Consider the following 19,806-nt stretch of genomic DNA (forward strand, 5'->3'; position numbering starts at 1 on the left):
CGCGATCCACGCCAGCCCGCCCTGCAAGGACCACAGCCTGCTCACCGTGTCCAACCGCAAACGCCCCGGCTGGAGCGACGGGCACGTCAACCTCACGCGCCACCACACGGCGCGGGCGCGGGACGGACGCTCGTGCGCGGGCCGCGACCGGACGCGGGGCGGGTGCTCATGCGCGGGCCGCGACCAGGCGCGGCAGGTCGCGGGTGACCTCGACCAGGAACCAGGCGGGCAGCACCGGCCTGCCCTCGGCGTCGGCGGCGACGACGAGCTGCGCGCACTCCAGCGAGATCTCGGCCAGCTCGACCAGCAGCCCCTTGGCCCGCATGGCGAACTCCCGCACCGCGCGGCCGGCGTGCTCGCGGCTGTCCGGCAGGTCCTTGACCAGCCGGGCCCGGAACGCCTCGGCGAAGAAGTAGAGCAGGTCGCGGTCGGTCGCGGCGCGCGGCCACGAGGCGTCGCCGCGCACGATCGCGTCCAGGCCGTACCGGTGGCGCACGGTCTTGACGTACGCGCAGAAGCCCGACGCGTGCGCCGGGGTGAGCGTGCCGTACGCCAGCAGCCGCAGCGTCTCCTCACCGATCTCGTCGCCGTACGAGCGCAGCGCGTCCGACAGCATGTGCCAGGCGCGCGGCGTGGAGAACGGCTCCTCGGTCTTGGGCGGCTGCACCCAGAGGTGGTCCGGGCGCTGGGTGAGGTAGTCCAGCACCCACGGGTGGATGCCGGCGCCCGCCGCCCAGTCCAGCCAGTCCACCGCGGACGCCCGCAGGTGCAGGTGCAGCAGGCGGTTGACCAGCGCGGACGCCATCGGGCGGGCGAGCGCGTTGTCCGTGGCACGGTTGCCCGCTCCGATCACGATCGAGCCCGCGGGCAGCTCGTACGCGCCGATGCGGCGGTCGAGGATGAGCGAGTAGAACGCCTTCTGCACCTCGGGCGTGGAGGCGTTGAGCTCGTCGAGGAAGAGGCAGTACGGCTCGCTGCGGGCGATCATCTCGGGCGGCGCGAAGCGGCTGCGGCCGTCGTGCAGCTCGGGGACGCCGATCAGGTCCTCGGCGGCGAGCTGGGTGCCGACCAGGGTGACACAGGGCAGGCCGAGGGAGTCGGCGAAGGCGCGGACCAGCGAGCTCTTGCCGATGCCGGGGGCGCCCCACACGAAGACCGGCCGGACGACCGCGACGTGCAGCAGCAGGTCGGGAAGCTGGGCCGGAGTGAGCGTGAGCGCGGAGTGCACGCCGGGAAATGATCCGCCCCGGCGTGCCCTCCGGCAACGTGATTAGGCGTTGGGTCGCTTGCCGTGGTTGGCCTTCGAGCCCTTGCGAGCCTTCTTCTTACGGGCCTTCTTACCCATGGGCGGCACCTCCTACGTCAGCGCGGTTTGCAGGGACAAATCCTAGACGCAGGTTGAGCGCCGCCGGCCCGCCGCTCCGTGATTGGATACGGACGTCTTGCACGCGAGTCAGGGGAAGGGGCCGGCTATGGCCGAGGAGATCAAGGCCGAGATGGTGGCGAACGTGTGGAAGGTCGTGGCGGCGGCGGGGGACGAGGTCGCCGAGGGTGACACCCTGGTCATCCTGGAGTCGATGAAGATGGAGATCCCCGTGATCGCCGAGTCGGACGGCGTGGTCTCCAAGATCGCTGTGAACGAGGGTGACGTCGTCCAGGAGGGCGACCTCATCGCCGTCATCGAGTAGCGTCACCTGGCATGACCGAGATCATCGTCCGCCCGGCGCAGCCGGCCGACCACGACGCGATCGGTGCGCTGTCCGTCGCCGCGTACCGGGGCGACGGGCAGACCGCGGACGGCCACCCGTACGAGGCGCACCTGTCCGACGTCGCCGCCCGGGCCCGCGTGGCCGAGGTGCTGGTGGCCGTCGACGAGCCGACCGGGCAGGTGCTCGGCGCGGTCACGTTCGTGCTGGCGGGGACCGCGCTGGCCGAGGTGTCCCGGCCGGGCGAGGCGGAGTTCCGCATGCTGGCCGTGGCGCCCGCGGCCCAGGGCCGGGGCGTCGGCGAGCTGCTGGCCCGCGCCTGCCTGGACCGCGCCGCGGCGCAGGGCTGCACCGGCGTGACCATCTGCGTGCGAGACTTCGCCGCCACCGCCCGCCGCCTCTACGCCCGGATGGGCTTCGAGCGGGCACCCGATCGCGACTGGTCGCCCCTGCCGGGGGTCACCCTGCTGGGTCTGCACCACCCGCTCGCCTGACCGACGCTCCGCCTCCGCCGCCCGGCGGCGTGGGCGGAGCTGCTGTCGTACGCCGCGCGGCGGTCGCCTGCCGCGCAGGGTCAGCGGATCAGGTCGAGCGCGACCTCCATCGCGGCCTCGCGGCGCTCCTCGTCGGAGATCTCCTCACCCTGGAGCAGGAGCCAGGAGGTGTTGAGGGCGAACACCGCCATGCCGGCGCGCAGCCGGGCGGTCGGTGCGGAGCCGGGCTCGGCGAGCAGGCCGATGATGTCGATGAGGGCGTCGCGCATCTTCGCGCCCGCCGGCTGGTTCTTGAAGGCGAGCTGGTTCTGGTGGAAGAACCGCATCACCATGAGGAACCGGCCGCTGTAGAGGTCGTCGGCGTAGCGCGCCAGCAGCTCGCGGCGGAATTCGGCGGAGTGCGGCTCCGGCTGGCTGCGGCCCCACTCGATCAGCGCGTTCATCCGCCCGAGCTGGTCGGCGGAGAAGCTGTCGACGATCTCCTCTTTGCTCTTGAAGTGGTAGTAGAGCGCGGCCTTGGTGACGCCCAGCCGCTCGGCGATCTCGCGCAGCGACGTGCCGTCGTAGCCCTGCTCGGTGAACAGGTCGAGCGCGACGGCCTGGATGCGGGCGCGAGTGTCCGGCCGGGCCTCGGCGCGGCCACCTGCGAGGTCGTTCATCGCTGCTCCGTGTTCCTTGGATCACACTGTCAGCCGGGTGGGGTAACCAACTTGACGGCCGGCAAGTAGGGAACTTACCGTACGGCTAGTAAATATTCTAGCCGGGCGGCAAGTAAGGTCGCCGGTGAACGAGCGGAGCCCTCCCGTGACTGAAGTCCTGGACCGGACGGCGTCGTCCCCCGAAATCCCCAAACCCAACCTGCGGGTGGTGCTGCCCGGTCTCATGCTGGCGATCCTGCTGGCGATGCTCGACAACATGATCATCGGTACGGCCATGCCGCGCATCGTCGGCGAGCTGGGTGGTCTGGACAAGCTGTCGTGGGTGGTCACCGCGTACGTGCTCGGCACCACGATCTCGACCCCGATCTGGGGCAAGCTGGGCGACCTCTACGGCCGCAAGACCATCTTCCTGGTCTCGATCGTCATCTTCCTCGTCGGCTCGGCGCTGTCCGGCGCGGCCGGCGAGATCGACCCCGCCTCGGGCATGAACCAGCTGATCGCCTTCCGGGCGCTGCAGGGCCTCGGCGCCGGTGGTCTGATGGTCGGCGCGATGGCGATCATCGGCGACCTCGTGCCGCCCCGCGAGCGCGGCAAGTACCAGGGCATGATGGCGGCCATCATGGCCGTGGCGATGATCGCCGGCCCGCTCGTCGGCGGTCTGATCACCGACCACGCCGACTGGCGCTGGGCCTTCTACGTCAACCTGCCGATCGGCGGCATCGCGCTGTTCGTGCTGGCCTCCACCCTGCACCTGCCGAAGTACCGCACCGAGCACCGCATCGACTGGATCGGTGCCGCCCTGCTCAGCATCGGCGTCACCGCGCTGGTCCTGATCACCACCTGGGGCGGCAACAAGTACGCCTGGGACTCCAAGGAGATCCTCGGCCTGGGCGCGGTCGGCGTGGTGCTGCTGGGCGTCTTCCTCTGGACGCAGACGCGGGTCGCCGAGCCGATCCTGCCGCTGGGCATCTTCCGCAACCGCAACTTCACGCTGGTCTCGATCATCGGCTTCATGGTCGGCTTCGCGATGTTCGGCGCGATCTCGTTCCTGCCGCTCTACATCCAGACCGTGCAGGGCGCCTCGGCGACCAACAGCGGCCTGCTGCTGCTGCCGATGATGCTCGGCATGATGGTCACCTCGATCTTCGCGGGCCGGACCATCACCAAGACCGGCCGCTACCGGATCTTCCCGATCCTCGGCGGCGTCACCCTGGCCGTGGCGATGGTGCTGCTCACCCGCCTCGATGTGGACACCAGCATCGCCGAGTCCTCGGCGTACATGGTCGTGCTCGGCGTCGGCATGGGCTTCCTGATGCAGACCACCATGCTGATCGCGCAGAACAGCGTGGAGCAGAAGGACCTCGGCGTCTCCAGCTCCACGGCGACGTTCGTGCGCTCCATCGGCGGCTCGTTCGGCGTCTCGATCTTCGGTGCGGTGTTCGTCGACCGGCTCGGCGACGACCTGGGCAGCGCCATGCCGGCCGGTGCGCCCGGCGGGATGGAGATGAACGTCGGCGGCCTGCAGCCGGACAAGCTCGACCTGCTGCCCCCGCCGATCAAGGAGGCGGTGCTGCACGGCATCGCGTACGCCACCTCGGGCCTGTTCTGGTGGGCGCTGGGCTTCGCGATCCTGGTCCCGATCGCGGCCTGGTTCATCAAGGAGGTCCCGCTGCGCGGCGGCGAGTCCGCGGCCGACGACGCGGACGCCCCCGCCCGCCCGCTGGTCGCGGTGGACTGACCGCCCGACACCTCACCCGAGGCCCCGCCCGCGCCGCCACCCGGCCGCGAGGGCGGGGCCTCGCCATGCCCGGCCGCCGCGGGTGGCCGGCCAAGATCGCGCTTGCGTGTCGAAACCTGTGGTGGGACCGCAGGTTTCGACACGAAGTAGTGATCCACCAGCGGCCAGCCGGTGGTGGCAGGGCGCTCAGTGGGTGGAGATCGCTGTCTCCGGTCGGAAAGCGGAGTAGGACTGCAGATTCCGACAGGGGACAGCGATCTTGCTCCCCGCGACCGTCACGGGCGGCGGAGGAGGCGGGAGAGCCAGGGGCGGCGCGGTTGGGGGAGCGGGGCGGCGGGAGACGGCGCGGGTGGGGTGTCGCCGGTGATCTCGCGGGCCAGGGCGCGGGCGGCGGCGGGCATGCCGGGCGTGACGAAGGCGAGCTGGGCCACCGCCACGTCGGCGGTGAACGGGTGCCGGCGCCGGGCCTCGGGCACCGCGCGCAGCCGTGCTTCGAGCAGCGCGGCGACGTCGGCGCGGCAGCCGGGGTCCACCCAGGCCGCGGTGACCAGGGCGTACAGCGCCTCGACGGGGCCCTCCCCGGCGCCGAGCGCGAGGTCGAGCAGCAGCCGGCGCCGGTTCGAGGTGAACCACGGCTGCGACGCGTCGTGGTGCAGCAGGCCCAGGCAGGCCCACAGCCGCAGCCCGCGCCGGGCGGCGGGCACCCGGTCGGGGTCGGTCCCGGCCGGCACCGGCGGGTGGGCCAGCGCGGCGAGCAGATCATCGACGGGTACGCCGGCCAGCCGCACCGCGGCGTCGTACGCCATCGGCGGCGGTCCCCAGCCCAGCGGCAGCATCGCGGCCAGCGCGCGGGCGCTGGTCGGGTGGGGCGGGTCGGGCGTGGGTCCGGCGGTCGCGATCGGATCACCCGCCTCGGGCACGAAGCCGAGCCAGGGTAGCCGGTCGCAGCACTGCTGCAGGTCGAAGTGCTCGTGGCTGGCGTCGGTGGTGGCCCGCATGAAGTCGGCGAGCGCGACCAGGTGGTCCGGGTCGCCGTCGGCCAGGAAGCGCAGCCGGTGCGCGGTGTGCACGGCGCAGTCGTACGACGGGTCGCTTGCCATCGCCTGCTCGATGAGCGCCAGCGCCTCGGCGGTGTGGCCCAGCTCGGTGAGCCAGAGGGCGAGGTCGGAGGCGACCGACAGGTCGGCGGGGTCGTGCCGCCGGGCCGCCCGCATCGCCCGCACGGCCTCGTCGAGCCGCCCGGCGGCGCGCAGGGCGTTGCCCCACCACATCTCGGTCAGCTTGTTCGACTGCAGCCGCACCCCGCGCTCGGCCCAGGCCAGCGCCAGCGGCACCTCGCGCAGCCGCCGGGCGATGCCCGAGGCGGCACCGTGCAGCAGCGCCTCGTCCGGGTACGCGGTCAGGGACCGCCGGGCGAGGTCGAGATACGGGCGGCAGGCGCGGGCGACGGGCCCGTGGGCGGGGTCGGGCAGCGCGCCGAGCACCGACAGCAGCACCCGGAGCAGGTGGTCGACGCCGACCCGGCCCGCGTCCAGCGCCTGCACCCAGCTGACGTCGGCCCACGGCCGCGCCGGGTCGTGCACGGTGGCCTGGGCGAGCAGCGAGAGCGCGTCGGCGTGCCGGCCGTGCCGCGCGAGCACATGCGCGAAGGCGGCGACGCGGCCCACGGTGGCGCGCTCGCCCGGGTGGAACAGGGTCAGCCCGCCGTCGTCGGCGTGCGCCGCGATCTTCTCCAGCAGCTCGTGCGCCTCGGGCAGGGTGGGCTCGTACGCGAGTGCGGCGCTGAGATGGCGCACCGCGTGCTCCTCGTCGTGCTCGTCGAGGGCGAGGGCGGCCAGGGCGAGCTCGCCCAGGGCCTCCTGGTGCGGATCGTTGACGCCGTCGGACACCTGACCCCTTCCTGCCGGGCCGTGGCCCGTTGCCGCCGAGCGGCCTGCCGCGCTCCTCGGTGGCACAGGGTAGAGGGGTACCGGCGAGTTGTGTGGTCCTGCTCATTTGTGCTCGCAGTGTTGATTCGATGTGCAATATCGTGCAAGACTGCGCACGGAACGCGCGGGATCGCGCAGCATCGCAGGACGAAGTGGTAGGAGAGAGAGATGGGCCAGCGCGGCACCGGAATGGCAGCGGACATCGCCGAGCAGCCGGAGGTGTACGCCGGGCTGCTGGAGCCCGCGTACGCCGACGCCATCGCACAGGTCGCCCGGGTGATCGCCGAGCGCCGCCCGAAGCACGTCGTGTTCACCGCGCGCGGCACGTCCGACCACGCCGCCCTCTACGCGGCGTACCTCACCGAGATCCGGCTCGGCCTGCCCGCGGGGCTGGCCTCGCCCAGCGCCGTCACGGTGTTCGGCGCCCGCCCCGACCTGTCCCACGCGCTGGTCGTGGGCGTCTCGCAGAGCGGCGGCTCGCCCGACCTGGCCGAGGTGCTGCGGGTGGCCCGGGAGTCCGGCGCGCTGACCCTCGCGGTGACCAACAACCCGGAGTCGGTGCTGGCGCAGACCGCCGAGCTGTCCGTTGACGTCGCCGCCGGGCACGAGCGCGCGGTCGCCGCGACCAAGACCTACACCGCCGAGCTGCTCGCCCTGCTGCTGCTCGTCGAGGGCGTACGCGCCGGCGACGGCGCCCTGCCCGCCGACGAGCGCGCCGCGCTGGCGCAGCTGCCAGAGCTGGCCCGGCGCACCCTCGCCGACACCACCGCCGCCGACCTGGCCGGGCGCTACCGGTTCGCGGCCCGGATGGTCACCACCGGCCGGGGCTACGCGTACCCGAGCGCCCGCGAGGCGGCGCTGAAGCTGATGGAGACGTCGTACCTGCCCGCGCTGGCGTTCTCCGGGGCCGACCTGCTGCACGGCCCGCTGGCGATGACCGACCCCGACGTGCCGGTGCTGGCCATGGTCGGCGCCGGGCCCGGCGGGCAGGCGATGCGCGAGGTGCTCACCCGCCTCGACGAGCGCCGCGCCGACGTCGTGGTGGTCGGCCCCGAGTCGGTGCCCGGCGCGTCGACCCGCCTGAACGTGCCCGCCGTCGACGAGCGCTACGCCCCGCTGCTGGAGATCCTCCCGCTGCAGCAGCTCGCCCTGTCGCTGGCCCTGGCCCGCGGCGAGGACCCCGACGCCCCCCGCGGCCTCAAGAAGGTCACCGCCACCCTCTGACCCACCACCAAGATCGCCCGACTTGCCAGGCACATGGTCGTATCGCGCGCCAACATACGCACACCTGCCTGGCAAGTCGGGCGATCTTGCAGGTCCGGCGGGGCGGCGGGCGGCGGTGGGGTGTGCGGGTGGTGGTCGTCGAGGGCCGCGGGCGTGAGACGCTGATCGCGTGTCAACGCTGCGTGAACTCGTCGAGGAGCACACCTCGCTCGGCCCGGTCGACATCGACCACCTGCACCGGCTGGCCGGCGACTGGCAGCTGATCTCCGACCTGTCCTTCGCCGACCTGCTGCTGTGGGTGCCGGTGGAGGGCGACCCGGGCACGGGCACGCCGGCGTTCCTCTGCGTGGCCCAGGTGCGGCCGACCACCGCGCCCACGGCGTACCAGGACGACCAGGTGGGGCGGGTGTCCAGCGGCGCCGAGGTGGCGCACCTGGGCGTCGCGCGCGAGCAGGGCCGGATCTGGCGCGAGGGCGACCCGGTCTGGTACGGCGACACCCCGGCCCGGCACGAGGCGATCCCGGTGCGCCGGCGCGCCGCCGACGGCGAGGCGGGCGAGGTGATCGCCGTGGTGGGCCGCGACACCAACCTGTCCACCGCGCGCACCCCCAGTCAGCTGGAGCTGAACTACCTGACCACGGCCGACGACCTGGCGCAGATGATCGCCGACGGCACGTTCCCGGCGGTGCGCCATCCCGGCGAGACCACCTCGGCCCCGCGTGTCGGCGACGGGCTGATCCGGCTGGACGGCAGCGGCAAGGTCACCTACGCCTCGCCGAACGCGCAGTCCGCGATCCGCCGCCTCGGCTTCTCCGCGCACCTGGTCGGCGAGGACCTGGCCGCGCTGTTCAACCGGCTCGCCGAGGACCCGCTGGAGGGTTCGGAGGCGAGCAACCGCATCCTGTCCTCGCTGCGCGGGGACGCCCCCGCCCGCAAGGAGATCGAGGCCCGTACGGCGACCGTGCTCAGCCGGGCGCTGCCGCTGATGCCCGCCGGGGTGCCCATCGGCGCGCTGGTGCTGGTCCGCGACATCACCGAGGTCAAGCGCCGGGACCGCGCCCTGATCACCAAGGACGCGACGATCCGCGAGATCCACCACCGGGTCAAGAACAACCTGCAGACCGTGGCGGCGCTGCTGCGCCTGCAGGCGCGCCGGGTCACCATGCCGGAGGCGCGGGCCGCGCTGGAGGAGTCGGTGCGCCGCGTCGCCTCGATCGCGCTGGTGCACGAGACGCTGGCCATGTCCGCCGACGAGGCGGTCGAGTTCGACGGCATCGTGGACCGGGTGGCCAACGCGGCCGCCGAGGTGGCCGCGCCCGAGTCGCCGGTGCGCACCAGGCGCGACGGCAGCTTCGGCGTGCTGCCCGCCGAGATCGCCACCCCGCTGGTGATGGTGCTCAACGAGCTGCTGCTCAACGCGGTGGAGCACGGCTTCGACTCGATGGGCGGCGAGGTCGTCGACGGCGCCGAGGTGGTCGTGCACGTGGAGCGGGCCAAGCGGGAGCTGCACGTGACCGTGGCCGACAACGGGCGCGGGCTGCCCGAGGACTTCGACCCCACCACCAACAAGCGGCTCGGCCTGCAGATCATCCGCACGCTCACCACGGGCGAGCTGCGGGGCACCATCGAGCTGCGCAATCGCGCCGAGGGCGGCACCGAGGCGCTGCTGTTCGTGCCGCTGGCCAAGCGCGAGCGTTGATCGGTTCTTAACAAAAAGCGATCTGCGTCACCTCTAGGTCAGAATGTGGGACGTTGCGCGAACGGTGATTGGCACGGGTGTGCCCGCCGTGAGAAAGTGACTGCATGACCGCCGCTGCGAACCGCCGCCTGATGGGGCTCGGGCTCACCGCCCGCCGCCACATCGACTTCGGCCGCGTGCGCAGCGCCATCTGTCCGGCTGGCTGACAGCGCCCGTCCGTTTTTTCGAAACCCGGGCGCGCATACGCGCCGGAGCATTCATCTGCTTGAATCCGCGCTCGATCGCGGTGCTGGCGCATAGGCGCGTCCTCGCTCCACTGGACTACAGGAGGACGCTGCGATGGCAGCACCGTCAGCACAGACACCGGCAGGCACCCCGGGCCGGGCCGCCCGCAAGCCCCGTGGCGAGGGCCAGTGGGCGCTCGGGCACCGCGAGCCGCTGAACCCGAACGAGCGCACGAAGAAGGACGACGACGGCCTCAACGTGCGGGCGCGGATCGAGAACATCTACGCCCACCGCGGCTTCGCCTCGATCGACCCGGCCGACCTGCGCGGCCGGATGCGCTGGTGGGGCCTCTACACGCAGCGCAAGCCCGGGATCGACGGCGGCCGCACCGCGGTGCTGGAGCCGCACGAGCTCGACGACGAGTACTTCATGCTCCGCATCCGCGTCGACGGCGGCCAGCTCGACCTGGCCCAGCTGCGCGCGATCGCGAACGTCTCGGTCAAGTACGGCCGCGACACCGCCGACATCACCGACCGGCAGAACATCCAGCTGCACTGGGTGCGGGTCGAGGACGTGCCGGCGATCTGGCGCGAGATCGAGGCGGTCGGCCTGTCCACCACCGAGGCCTGCGGCGACACTCCGCGCGTGATCCTCGGCAGCCCGGTCGCGGGCATCAGCGAGCACGAGGTGCTCGACGCCACCCCGGCGATCCAGGAGATCGTCGAGAAGCACATCGGCGACCCGGCACTGTCCAACCTGCCCCGCAAGTTCAAGTCGGTGGTGTCCTGGCTGGCCGACGTGCCCTACGAGGCGAACGACATCGCGTTCCTCGGGGTCGAGCACCCGGAGCACGGGCCCGGGTTCGACCTGTGGGTCGGCGGCGGCCTGTCCACCAACCCGATGCTCGCCCAGCGGCTGGGCGCCTGGGTGCCGCTGGCCGAGGTGGCCGAGGTGTACGCCGCCGTCGCCCGGCTGTTCCGCGACTACGGCTACCGCCGCCTGCGCAACCGGGCGCGCATCAAGTTCCTGGTCGCCGACTGGGGCGTGGCGAAGTTCCGGCAGATCCTGGAGGACGAGTTCCTCGGCCGCAAGCTGGTCGACGGTCCCGCGCCGGAGCTGCCCGAGCACCCGATCGACCACATCGGTGTGCACCGCCAGCGCGACGGGAAGTTCTTCGTGGGCGCGGCCGCCGTCGCGGGCCGGGTCAGCGGCACGGTGCTGGCGCAGGTCGCCGACATTGCCGAGGCGCACGGCTCGGGCCGGGTGCGGCTCACGCCGTACCAGAAGCTGCTGGTGCTCGACGTGGCCGAGGAGAAGGTCGAGTCGCTGATCGCGGCGCTGGACGGGATCGGGCTGCAGGCCCGGCCGTCGTCCTGGCGGCGCGACACGATGGCCTGCACCGGCATCGAGTACTGCAAGCTCGCCATCGTCGAGACCAAGGCCACCGCGGCGCGCACGATCGAGCACCTGGAGCGCACCATCGGCCGGATCGACGGCTCGATCTCGATCAACGTCAACGGCTGCCCCAACGCCTGCGCGCGCACCCAGGTCGCCGACATCGGGCTCAAGGGCCAGCTGGTCCCCGGCCCGGACGGCGAGATGGTCGAGGGCTTCCAGGTGCACCTGGGCGGCGGGCTGAGCATGGCCCAGGGCCAGCACCCGAACTTCGGCCGCAAGCTGCGCGGCCTGAAGACCACCGCCGCCGAGCTGCCGGAGTACGCCGAGCGCCTGGCCCGCCGCTACCTCGACGGGCGCAAGGACGCCGCCGAGCCGTTCGCGGAATGGGTGCTGCGGGTCGACGAGGAGGAGCTGCGATGAGCGAGCGCATCGCGACGGCGCCGGAGGCGGCGGCATGAGCGAGGGAGCCCAACGCGCGGTGCCGTACTACTGCCCGTTCTGCGGGGAGGAGGCGTACCTGCGCCCGCACGCGGGTCCGGAGAACGAGGAAGGGGAGCCGGCCGCCGGCACCCACGGCCAGTGGGAGTGCCGAGCGTGCCGACGGGTTTTCGCGCTGAAGATGATCGGACTGCTGGGGAGGGTGACGCAATGACCGTCGACGTGCGGCGTTCGACCGCGGAACTGATGGATCTGGCGAGCCGGGCCGGAGCCGAGCTGGAGGGTGCTCCGGCCGAGGAGATCGTCGGCTGGGCCGCCGCCACCTTCGGCCCCCGCTTCTGCGTCACCAGCTCCATGGCCGACGCGGTGCTGGCGCACGTGGCCAGCCGGGTGGTGCCCGGCGTGGAGGTCGTCTTCCTCGACACCGGCCTGCACTTCCCGGAGACGCTGCGGGTGCGCGACCAGGTCACCCGCACCATCCCGGTCACCGTGCGGACGGTGCGCCCCGAGCTGAGCGTCGCCGAGCAGGACGAGCGCTTCGGCTCCCGGCTCTACTCCCGCGACCCCGACTCCTGCTGCTACCTGCGCAAGGTGAAGCCGCTGGAGGAGGCGCTGGCCGGCTACGACGCGTGGGCCGCCGGCCTGCGCCGCGACGAGTCGCCCACCCGGGCGAACACGCCCGTGGTCCACTTCGAGCAGTCCCGCGGCAAGGTGAAGGTCAACCCCCTGGCGACCTGGACCCAGGCCGATGTGGACGCGTACATCGCCCGCTACGACATCCCGGTCAACCAGCTGCTGAACCAGGGCTACGGCTCGGTCGGCTGCTGGCCGTGCACCCGGCGCACGCAGCCCGGCGAGGACGCCCGCGCCGGTCGCTGGGCCATGTTCGAGAAGACCGAGTGCGGCCTGCATGCCGCGTGATCAGCTGACGGCCGGCACCACGGGCGCACCCGCGCCCGTGGTCCTGGTCGCGCACGGCTCGCGCGACCCGCGGGCGCAGGCCGAGACCCGGGCGCTGGCCCGCGCGGTCGCCTGCGCCCGGCCGGGGCTCGACGTCCGGGTCGCGTTCCTGGAGCTCGCCGAGCCGCGCCCGGCCGACGTGCTGGCAGCGCTGCGCGCTGCGGGAGCGCCCGCGCCGGTGGTGGTGCCGCTGCTGCTGACCCGGGCCTACCACGGCCGGGTGGACCTGCCCGCCCAGGTCGCCGGCTTCGACTGCGTGATCGCCGACACCCTGGGCGAGGTGTCGGAGCCGCTGCTGGCGGGGCTCCTGCGCCGCCTGCGCGAGGCGGTGCCGAGCCTGGGGTGCGGCGGCGCGGCGGCGCCGACGGGCAGCGGAGCGGGCGAGCCGGACGCGCCGCGCGGCGCTGACGCCCCGGCTGCCGCGCTCCGTGCTCCCGGCTGCGACGCGGTGGTGCTCGCCGCGGCCGGCACCAGCGTGGCGTCCGGTCGCGCGATGGTGGACGAGGTCGCCGCCGAGTTGGGCCGGCGGCTGGGCGTGCCGTGCCGGACCGCGTACGCCAGCGCGGCGGCGCCCACCGGCGGCGAGGCCGTGGCGCAGTTGCGTGCCCAGGGTGCCCGGCGGGTGGCCGTGGCGTCGTACTTCCTCGCCCCCGGCCGGCTCTATGAGGCGGTCGTCGCCGACGCGCGAGCCGCGGGAGCGATCGGGGCGGCAGCGCCTCTGGGAGCGTCGAGAGAGCTCGTTCGGCTCGTGCTGCACCGCGTGGATGCGGCCGCGCCGCAACGCGCTCTCGTGGCCGCCTGAACCCGTTTTTCGGCCCCATCACCCACCGTGCGCCCCTGCTCACGGCCCGAAATTCGCGATCTTGACTGCCTTCGCGCCGCCGTCTCCATGATCGCCAGACTTGCCCGGCAAATGGGCGTGTCTTGCGCGCTCTTACGCCCATGTGCCTGGCAAGTCGGACGATCTTGGGGCGAGGGTGGCCCGGAAAACGTAAAAGCCCCGGAGCATCGACGCTCGGGGCTTTCTACGTTTTGTGGCGAGGCGTTGCGGTGTCGCGGGTGCTCAGAGGGAGTGCGCGCGGACCCGGAGGCCGCCGCGGCGCTTGACGGCGCGCCGCTCCTCTTCGCTCATCCCACCCCAGACACCCGCGTCCTGACCGGTCTCCAGCGCCCACTTGAGGCACTCGTTGGAGACGGGGCACCGCCCGCACACCTTTTTCGCCTGCTCGACCTGAAGCAGCGCAGGGCCGGACGTCCCGATCGGGAAGAACAGCTCCGGGTCTTCGTCGCGGCAGACAGAATGGTGGCGCCAGTCCATGGCGGAAACACTCCTTGTGATGGCAGTGGAAGTTGCTAACGATTCGTTTGGTACGTTCGGGCTTCTCTGTATGCGAACGCGCGTGAAGCGATTTGGATGCGATCCAGTTGTTACGGACCGCTACCGAAATCAGCAGCGCGTGTAGGAGCAACAGGTTCAGCGCTCGGTACGCTTGTGAATGCTTTCACGAACTCCCGCGATGTCAAGGGGGGTGCCCGAAATTAGGACGGACGGGTGAGCAAGCTCACGACCGTTTTGTCCGGATCACCGGGCGTGACCCCGGACCCCGACGTGCGACAGTCAGTGATCAATGTAGTACCGGCCGTAATGCGACGCCAGTATTTCCTGCGTGTGTCACGTGTGCCCATTGACACAGATGTGCTTTCCACTGCCTTTCGACAGCGACTCTTAGCAGATTACGCGCAGCACCCCAGGGACCGAGGTGAATTTCACCTTTTCGCGTTCGCCGAGATAGTCACCGTCGAGTTGGAACGCCTGAGGGGTGGCGCAACGGACGACGAACTCCGCCAGATCGTGGCGCACCATGATCTTCTTTCCGGACATGTCTCCCCGTTCGTCGGGTTCGTCCGGCTGATGGGCCAGCATCTGGGTGACCGTGTGGAGGGTGGAGGGCAGGTGGAGGGCCCGCAGCGCGAGCACGTCGAGCCCCGCGTCGAACGAGGCGCGCGGGCTGGCGTGGATCGGCCGCTCCCCGAGGTACGTCCACGGGGCGGTGTTCTGCACGATCACGTTGGCCAGGCCGTGCTCCGCCTCGGCGCCCGGCGCCTCGACGGTGATGCCGGGCTCGCGGCGGCCCTCGACGAAGTACTGCCCCAGCGTGGAGCGCAGGTAGAGGCCGGGCGTGGAGCGGCGGCCCTTGCGCCGCGCCTGCTCGACCCGGCGTACCACGGCGGCGTCCAGGCCCAGGCCCGCGCAGAAGGTGAAGTAGCGGTCGTCGGCCAGGCCCAGGCTGACCGTGCGGGTGCTGCCGCGGCGCAGCGCGCGCAGGATGACGGAGGTGGCGTCCACCGCGTGGCGGGGCAGGCCGAGCGCGCGCACGAACACGTTCGTGGAGCCGCCGGGCACCACCGCCAGCGCCGGGGTCTGCGGCCCGCGCTCGGCGGCCATCAGGCCGTTGACGACCTCGTTCACGGTGCCGTCGCCGCCGAGCGCGACGACCACGTCCACGTCGTCCTTGGCGGCGTCCCGGGCGAGGTCGAAGGCGTGCCCCCGGCGGCGGGTGAAGCCGATCGTCAGCTCCATCTCGCTGCGCAGCGCGCCGGCCAGCACGTCGCGGGTGCGGGCGGACGTGGTGGTCGCCTTGGGGTTGACGACGAGCAGACCTCGCATGACCGGCAATGTACCCGGCCCGGTGACCTCGTGTTACGCGGGCCGCACGCTGCGAGACGACGTTCACCCCGGGTCCGCTAGGGTTCCTGGCGAACCTGAGGTGTCCCCCCGGCCCGCCCGGCGGGGTGCGGGGACGGTCAGGTCAGGCAGCGAGAGGGGTCCGCATGTCCACCGACACCACCGTCACCCGGCCGCCCGCCACGCTGTACGGCGCGGTGGCGCTGGTCGTGCTGCAGGCACTGGTCGTGGCCGGGCTGGCCGCCGTGCTGGTGTACGCCGACTTCACCGCCGAGGCCGCCGACATCCGGGTCGCCGTGGGCGTGACGGTGTTCGCGCTGGCCATCGGGGCGTGGCTGGCCGGGGTCGCCTGGGGGCTGCTGCGCCGCCGTCCCGGTGTGCGCGGTCCGGCGATCGCGCTGGAGCTGATGTTCACCGCACCGGCGTACTTCATGATCAACGGCGGCATGCCGGGGCCGGGCTGGGCCCTCATGGCGTGCGCGCTGGCGGTCATCGGCCTGATCCTGGCCCCCGCGACGACCCGCTGGCTGGGCTGGCGCGAGCGGGCGAGCTGAGCCGAGCCGCCGGGCTGGGACGCGACTCCGGTGGCATGATCGCTGTCTCCGGTCAGAAGGTGCAGTCAGACTCGACTTTCTGACCCGAAACCGCGATCTTCACCGGGCACCGCGAAGCCGCGCCGCCGCACAGAGAGCGGTCAGGTGACGGGCTGTTGGGGGAGCTCGGTGACCAGGCGGATGGTGGCGGTGCCGTCGGTCTGCTCGGCGTCGACGCGTGAGGTCAGGCCGCTGAGCACCTTCCAGACGAACGCGGAGCTGTCCGGGAGCTTCTTCTTGCCGTTGACCGGCGCGGACACGGCCACGGTCAGCTCGCTGGCGCCGATCTCGAACCGGCAGTGCAGCTGGGCGCCGGGCGGTGCGACGACGAGCAGCATCGCGCAGGCCTCGTCGACCGCGATGCGCAGATCCTCGATCTTGTCGCCGGCGAAGCGCAGCCGCGCGGCCAGACCGGCGGTCGCGGTGCGCAGCACGCCCAGCCAGCCGCCGTCGGCGGGCACGGTGACGGCAACAACGTTGTCGGTAAGCGACATCGCCGTCGGTTGCAGAATCTGACTCACCTGGCCCAACCCCCCGGGCGGAGCCTAGCTCATGACCGGCCGTCCGCGCGCACTCGTCGTCCGGTGCCGCCGGGTGGCCGGACGGGCCACCCGGCGCGCGCAGGCGTCAGGCCTGCTTGGTCTCCCAGAAGATCTTCGCGATCTCGTCGATCTTCACCAGGAGCTGCTCGGCGACGGCCGGGTCGGCCTGGCCCTTGGCGCCGCCGGCACCGGCGAGCTTGGTGGCCTCGTTGAACAGCTGGTGCAGGTTCGGGTACTTCTCGAAGTGCGGGGCCTTGAAGTAGTCGGTCCACAGCACCCACAGGTGGTGCTTGACCAGCTCGGCCCGCTGCTCCTTGATGAGCAGCGCTCGGGTCCGGAACTCCGGGTCCGTGTTGGCCTGGTACTTCTCGCAGATAGCCTTGATCGACTCGGCCTCGATCCGGGCCTGCGCCGGGTCGTAGACGCCACACGGGAGGTCGCAGTGAGCGCTGACCACCGTGCGCGGCTTCAGGCTGCGTCCTTTCAAGAACTGCATCGGGATCCTCCATGAGGTACGAGGTCTGAACGGGACAATGATCCCCTTGCCGACCCTACTCCGCCCCGGAGGCTTTGTTGCGCTGGCCGCTGTTTCCCGTTCTCGTGCACGGCCCGTCCATGGCGCCGACGCTGCGCCACGGCGACATGCTGCTGGTCCGCCGCGGCGGGCGGGTGCGGGCCGGCGACGTGGTGGTGGCGCGCTTCCGGGTGCGGCCGGACCTGCTGGTGGTCAAGCGGGCCGCCCGGCCGCAGGCGGGCGGATGGTGGCTGGTCGGCGACAACGACCTGGTCACCGACGACTCCCGGGCGTACGGCGTGGCCGACGTGCTCGGCCGGGTGGTCTGCCGCTACTGGCCCCGCCCGGCGCTGCTGCGCGCCCGGCCGGCCGCCCCGGGAACGCCCGGCGCGGGAACCGGACACGGTCCCCACCAGGTGTGAAATGCCACAACGCGTGACCCTGGTCATTGATCATCTGTGCGGCCGGGTCTAGACTCCGGGCCTCGGGAGAACCCCGTGACCTCGCCGCGCCGTGTCAACGCTGACCCGTCGTTGAACCGACTCGGCTCGAGTGCGTCGTCATAGTGGGAGTCCACAGTGGATCATCCAGCTTTCGAGAGGCACCGGGGCGGCAAGATGGCCGTCGCGAGCACGGTGCCACTCAATACCCGAGAAGATCTCTCCCTCGCCTACACACCCGGCGTCGCGCTGGTGTGCGAGGCGATCGCCGCCGACCCGGAACTGGTGAACGACTTCACCTGGGTGGGGCACACCGTCGCGGTGGTGACCGACGGGTCGGCGGTGCTGGGCCTGGGCAACATCGGGCCGCGCGCCGCGATGCCCGTCATGGAGGGCAAGGCGGTCCTGTTCAAGCAGTTCGGCGGGGTGGACGCGGTGCCGGTCTGCCTGGACACGCAGGACACCGACGAGATCGTCGCCATCGTGAAGGCGCTCGCGCCCAGCTTCGGCGGGATCAACCTGGAGGACATCGCCGCGCCGCGCTGCTTCGAGATCGAGCGGCGGCTGGTCGAGGCGCTGGACATCCCGGTGTTCCACGACGACCAGCACGGCACCGCCGTGGTCGTCTTCGCGGCGCTGCGCAACGCGGTCACGCTGCTCGACCGCAAGCTGTGCGACCTGCGGGTGGTCGTCTCGGGTGCGGGCGCGGCCGGGGTCGCCGTCACGAAGATGCTGATCGCGGGCGGGGTCGAGGCGGCCGGGGTGATCGTCTGCGACTCCCGCGGCGCCATCCACGCCGGGCGGCCCGACCTGGTGCCGGGCTCGGCCAAGGCGGAGCTGGCGGAGCGCACCAACGCGGCCGGGGTCACCGGCGGCATCGACGCGGCGCTGGACGGCGCGGACGTGCTGATCGGCGTCTCCGGCGGGCAGATCCCCGAGGCGGCCGTAGCCGGGATGGCGCCCGGCGCGATGATCTTCGCGTTGGCCAACCCGACTCCCGAGGTGCATCCCGACGTGGCCGCCCGGTACGCCGCCGTGGTGGCGACCGGCCGCAGCGACTTCCCGAACCAGATCAACAACGTGCTCGCCTTCCCGGGCATCTTCCGCGGCGCCCTGGCGGCCCGCGCGACCCGGATCACCGAGGGCATGAAGCTGGCCGCCGCGACGGCCATCGCCGACGTGGTCGCCGCCGAGCTCAGCGCCGACGCGATCGTGCCCAGCGCGCTCGACCCGCGCGTCGCGCCCGCGGTGGCCGCCGCCGTCGCCGACGCCGCCCGCCGCGAGGGCGTGGTACGCGCCTAGCCGGCCCCGCGGGGCCGTCGGGCCCCGCCGCGCCGCTCGCGCCGGGGCCCGGCGCCTCCGGGCACCCTCCCTAATCCTCATTGACCTGCGGTGCTGAACGGGCCCTCAGGGTGCTCCGGGCCGGCGGTGGGGCTGCTGTTAGCGTCGGGCCATGCGTGCCGTCTATGCCGATTCCATCAATCCGGACAACCCGCTGGCCGGCCTCGCCGTGGGCGAGCGGCCCGATCCCCAGGCGCCCGAGGGCTGGACCACGGTCCGCGTGATGGCCAGCGCGCTCAACCACCACGACCTGTGGTCGCTGCGCGGGGTGGGCCTGTCCGCCGACCAGCTGCCGATGATCCTGGGCTGCGACGCCGCCGGGATCGACGAGGACGGCAACGAGGTCGTGGTGCACGCCGTCATCGGCGACCCGGCCGCCGGCGGCGGTGACGAGACGCTGGACCCGAAGCGGTCGCTGCTGTCCGAGCGCCACCAGGGCACGCTCGCCGACCTGGTGACCGTGCCGCGGCGCAACCTGGTGCCCAAGCCCGAGGGCATGACCTTCACCGACGCCGCGTGCCTGCCGACCGCCTGGCTGACGGCGTACCGCATGCTCACCACGCGGGGGCGGCTGGCCGAGGGCGGCAGCGTGCTGGTGCAGGGCGCGGGCGGCGGCGTGGCCACCGCCGCGATCGTGCTGGCCGGGGCGCTGGGCGCGCGGGTGTACGCCACCAGCCGCGACGAGGCCAAGCGGGACAACGCGGTCGGGCTGGGCGCGACCGCGCTGGCCCCGGGGGAGCGGCTGCCCGAGCGCGTCGACGTGGTGATCGAGACCGTCGGCGAGGCCACCTTCGACCACTCGCTGAAGAGCCTGAAGCCCGGCGGGCGGGTCGTGGTGTCGGGCTCGACCTCGGGCCACCTGGCCACGGTGGACCTGCGCCGGGTGTTCTTCCTGCAGCAGGAGGTCGTCGGCTCGACCATGGGGACCCGGGACGAGCTCGCCGCGCTGCTGGAGCTGATGGCGGCCCGGAAGATCGCCCCGGTGGTGGACACCGTGTTCGACTTCAGTGAGGCGCGGGCGGCGTTCGAGCGCCTGGCCGCCGGGGCCGGCTTCGGCAAGATCGTGCTCGACCACGGGCGCTGATCCCGGCCTCCGTACGCGAGCGAAGCTCCGTCCCGGCCGAAGTGTCGCACCGGCAGAGCTTTGACATGTTTCCAGAGCACGTCCCGTTCGAGCTGCTCTTCGAGATTGTCCGGTGCGGCCCGTTCCGGCAGGAATTC

20 protein-coding genes are annotated in these 19,806 nt (G+C 72.4%); 13 read left to right on the forward strand and 7 right to left on the reverse strand.

What is annotated here, in order from left to right; translation table 11 throughout:
• Positions 1-166: 166 nt before the first annotated feature.
• Positions 167-1,228: a MoxR family ATPase gene (locus AB0J67_RS30865; protein ID WP_363487430.1), complete on the reverse strand. Its 1,062-nt coding sequence runs from the start codon at positions 1,226-1,228 to the stop codon at positions 167-169.
• 244 nt (positions 1,229-1,472) lie between these two features.
• Here AB0J67_RS30865 and AB0J67_RS30870 point away from each other — a divergent pair, with 244 nt between their 5' ends.
• Complete coding sequence (locus AB0J67_RS30870; RefSeq protein WP_203742865.1) at positions 1,473-1,688, forward strand: biotin/lipoyl-binding carrier protein; 216 nt, start codon at positions 1,473-1,475, stop codon at positions 1,686-1,688.
• Positions 1,689-1,699: 11 nt separating this feature from the next.
• Positions 1,700-2,200 (forward strand): N-acetyltransferase, encoded by a 501-nt coding sequence (locus AB0J67_RS30875; protein WP_363487432.1) that lies wholly within the window; start codon positions 1,700-1,702, stop codon positions 2,198-2,200.
• An 80-nt stretch (positions 2,201-2,280) separates the two neighbouring features.
• Here the strand turns inward: AB0J67_RS30875 and AB0J67_RS30880 are convergent, their stop codons facing one another.
• Positions 2,281-2,859, reverse strand: coding sequence for a helix-turn-helix domain-containing protein (locus tag AB0J67_RS30880; RefSeq protein ID WP_363487434.1), 579 nt, complete (start codon positions 2,857-2,859; stop codon positions 2,281-2,283).
• A 223-nt stretch (positions 2,860-3,082) separates the two neighbouring features.
• Between AB0J67_RS30880 and AB0J67_RS30885 the strand changes: the two genes are divergently transcribed.
• On the forward strand, positions 3,083-4,597 hold the full coding sequence (locus AB0J67_RS30885; RefSeq protein ID WP_363487461.1) for an MDR family MFS transporter: 1,515 nt from the start codon (positions 3,083-3,085) through the stop codon (positions 4,595-4,597).
• Between the two features lie 275 nt (positions 4,598-4,872).
• Here the strand turns inward: AB0J67_RS30885 and AB0J67_RS30890 are convergent, their stop codons facing one another.
• A complete protein-coding gene (locus tag AB0J67_RS30890) occupies positions 4,873-6,486 on the reverse strand; it encodes a tetratricopeptide repeat protein (RefSeq protein WP_363487436.1) in 1,614 nt (537 codons plus the stop codon).
• A 228-nt stretch (positions 6,487-6,714) separates the two neighbouring features.
• Here AB0J67_RS30890 and AB0J67_RS30895 point away from each other — a divergent pair, with 228 nt between their 5' ends.
• From AB0J67_RS30895 to AB0J67_RS30920, 6 genes are all read left to right on the forward strand, one after another.
• Positions 6,715-7,749 (forward strand): SIS domain-containing protein, encoded by a 1,035-nt coding sequence (locus tag AB0J67_RS30895; RefSeq protein ID WP_363487463.1) that lies wholly within the window; start codon positions 6,715-6,717, stop codon positions 7,747-7,749.
• A 169-nt stretch (positions 7,750-7,918) separates the two neighbouring features.
• Positions 7,919-9,448, forward strand: coding sequence for a histidine kinase N-terminal domain-containing protein (locus tag AB0J67_RS30900; protein ID WP_363487439.1), 1,530 nt, complete (start codon positions 7,919-7,921; stop codon positions 9,446-9,448).
• 339 nt (positions 9,449-9,787) lie between these two features.
• Positions 9,788-11,491: a nitrite/sulfite reductase gene (locus AB0J67_RS30905; protein ID WP_363487441.1), complete on the forward strand. Its 1,704-nt coding sequence runs from the start codon at positions 9,788-9,790 to the stop codon at positions 11,489-11,491.
• 34 nt (positions 11,492-11,525) lie between these two features.
• On the forward strand, positions 11,526-11,723 hold the full coding sequence (locus AB0J67_RS30910; protein WP_363487443.1) for a hypothetical protein: 198 nt from the start codon (positions 11,526-11,528) through the stop codon (positions 11,721-11,723).
• Positions 11,720-12,430 (forward strand): phosphoadenylyl-sulfate reductase, encoded by a 711-nt coding sequence (locus AB0J67_RS30915; RefSeq protein WP_363487445.1) that lies wholly within the window; start codon positions 11,720-11,722, stop codon positions 12,428-12,430. The genes AB0J67_RS30910 and AB0J67_RS30915 overlap by 4 nt, the downstream gene beginning before the upstream one ends.
• Complete coding sequence (locus AB0J67_RS30920; RefSeq protein ID WP_363487447.1) at positions 12,420-13,271, forward strand: CbiX/SirB N-terminal domain-containing protein; 852 nt, start codon at positions 12,420-12,422, stop codon at positions 13,269-13,271. The genes AB0J67_RS30915 and AB0J67_RS30920 overlap by 11 nt, the downstream gene beginning before the upstream one ends.
• 261 nt (positions 13,272-13,532) lie before the next feature.
• Here AB0J67_RS30920 and AB0J67_RS30925 read toward each other — a convergent pair whose 3' ends face one another.
• Both AB0J67_RS30925 and AB0J67_RS30930 read right to left on the reverse strand, forming a co-directional pair.
• Positions 13,533-13,787, reverse strand: coding sequence for a WhiB family transcriptional regulator (locus AB0J67_RS30925; protein ID WP_203742849.1), 255 nt, complete (start codon positions 13,785-13,787; stop codon positions 13,533-13,535).
• Positions 13,788-14,195: 408 nt separating this feature from the next.
• Positions 14,196-15,137: a diacylglycerol kinase family protein gene (locus tag AB0J67_RS30930; RefSeq protein ID WP_363487449.1), complete on the reverse strand. Its 942-nt coding sequence runs from the start codon at positions 15,135-15,137 to the stop codon at positions 14,196-14,198.
• A 164-nt stretch (positions 15,138-15,301) separates the two neighbouring features.
• Here AB0J67_RS30930 and AB0J67_RS30935 point away from each other — a divergent pair, with 164 nt between their 5' ends.
• On the forward strand, positions 15,302-15,709 hold the full coding sequence (locus AB0J67_RS30935; protein ID WP_363487451.1) for a hypothetical protein: 408 nt from the start codon (positions 15,302-15,304) through the stop codon (positions 15,707-15,709).
• Between the two features lie 140 nt (positions 15,710-15,849).
• On the opposite strand, the gene AB0J67_RS30940 is transcribed toward AB0J67_RS30935, so the two are convergent.
• Together AB0J67_RS30940 and sodN are read right to left on the reverse strand one after the other, a co-directional pair.
• Positions 15,850-16,242, reverse strand: coding sequence for an anti-sigma regulatory factor (locus AB0J67_RS30940; RefSeq protein ID WP_363487453.1), 393 nt, complete (start codon positions 16,240-16,242; stop codon positions 15,850-15,852).
• 133 nt (positions 16,243-16,375) lie between these two features.
• The gene (gene sodN, locus AB0J67_RS30945; protein WP_363487455.1) at positions 16,376-16,786 is read right to left on the reverse strand and encodes a superoxide dismutase, Ni; all 411 of its coding nucleotides are present in this window, start codon (positions 16,784-16,786) and stop codon (positions 16,376-16,378) included.
• A 74-nt stretch (positions 16,787-16,860) separates the two neighbouring features.
• Here sodN and AB0J67_RS30950 point away from each other — a divergent pair, with 74 nt between their 5' ends.
• The 3 genes from AB0J67_RS30950 to AB0J67_RS30960 all read left to right on the forward strand — a co-directional run bounded on the left by AB0J67_RS30950 (position 16,861) and on the right by AB0J67_RS30960 (position 19,669).
• Positions 16,861-17,226, forward strand: a complete 366-nt coding sequence (locus AB0J67_RS30950) for a S26 family signal peptidase (protein WP_363487457.1) — start codon at positions 16,861-16,863, stop codon at positions 17,224-17,226.
• 195 nt (positions 17,227-17,421) lie between these two features.
• Complete coding sequence (locus tag AB0J67_RS30955; RefSeq protein WP_363487465.1) at positions 17,422-18,546, forward strand: NADP-dependent malic enzyme; 1,125 nt, start codon at positions 17,422-17,424, stop codon at positions 18,544-18,546.
• A 151-nt stretch (positions 18,547-18,697) separates the two neighbouring features.
• Complete coding sequence (locus tag AB0J67_RS30960; protein ID WP_363487459.1) at positions 18,698-19,669, forward strand: zinc-binding dehydrogenase; 972 nt, start codon at positions 18,698-18,700, stop codon at positions 19,667-19,669.
• The last annotated feature ends 137 nt before the right edge of the window (positions 19,670-19,806 follow it).

This window comes from Catellatospora sp. NPDC049609 (genome assembly GCF_040675365.1).
Taxonomy (GTDB): Bacteria; Actinomycetota; Actinomycetes; order Mycobacteriales; family Micromonosporaceae; genus Catellatospora.

Coding starts and splice junctions, on each gene's coding strand:
- AB0J67_RS30870 (WP_203742865.1), top strand. CDS start 1,473: ATGGCCGAGGAGATCAAGGCCGAGATGGTGGCGAACGTGTGGAAGGTC.
- AB0J67_RS30875 (WP_363487432.1), top strand. CDS start 1,700: ATGACCGAGATCATCGTCCGCCCGGCGCAGCCGGCCGACCACGACGCG.
- AB0J67_RS30880 (WP_363487434.1), bottom strand. CDS start 2,859: ATGAACGACCTCGCAGGTGGCCGCGCCGAGGCCCGGCCGGACACTCGC.
- AB0J67_RS30885 (WP_363487461.1), top strand. CDS start 3,083: ATGCTGGCGATCCTGCTGGCGATGCTCGACAACATGATCATCGGTACG.
- AB0J67_RS30895 (WP_363487463.1), top strand. CDS start 6,715: ATGGCAGCGGACATCGCCGAGCAGCCGGAGGTGTACGCCGGGCTGCTG.
- AB0J67_RS30905 (WP_363487441.1), top strand. CDS start 9,788: ATGGCAGCACCGTCAGCACAGACACCGGCAGGCACCCCGGGCCGGGCC.
- AB0J67_RS30910 (WP_363487443.1), top strand. CDS start 11,526: ATGAGCGAGGGAGCCCAACGCGCGGTGCCGTACTACTGCCCGTTCTGC.
- AB0J67_RS30915 (WP_363487445.1), top strand. CDS start 11,720: ATGACCGTCGACGTGCGGCGTTCGACCGCGGAACTGATGGATCTGGCG.
- AB0J67_RS30920 (WP_363487447.1), top strand. CDS start 12,420: ATGCCGCGTGATCAGCTGACGGCCGGCACCACGGGCGCACCCGCGCCC.
- AB0J67_RS30925 (WP_203742849.1), bottom strand. CDS start 13,787: ATGGACTGGCGCCACCATTCTGTCTGCCGCGACGAAGACCCGGAGCTG.
- AB0J67_RS30930 (WP_363487449.1), bottom strand. CDS start 15,137: ATGCGAGGTCTGCTCGTCGTCAACCCCAAGGCGACCACCACGTCCGCC.
- AB0J67_RS30935 (WP_363487451.1), top strand. CDS start 15,302: ATGTCCACCGACACCACCGTCACCCGGCCGCCCGCCACGCTGTACGGC.
- AB0J67_RS30940 (WP_363487453.1), bottom strand. CDS start 16,242: ATGTCGCTTACCGACAACGTTGTTGCCGTCACCGTGCCCGCCGACGGC.
- sodN (WP_363487455.1), bottom strand. CDS start 16,786: ATGCAGTTCTTGAAAGGACGCAGCCTGAAGCCGCGCACGGTGGTCAGC.
- AB0J67_RS30955 (WP_363487465.1), top strand. CDS start 17,422: ATGGCCGTCGCGAGCACGGTGCCACTCAATACCCGAGAAGATCTCTCC.
- AB0J67_RS30960 (WP_363487459.1), top strand. CDS start 18,698: ATGCGTGCCGTCTATGCCGATTCCATCAATCCGGACAACCCGCTGGCC.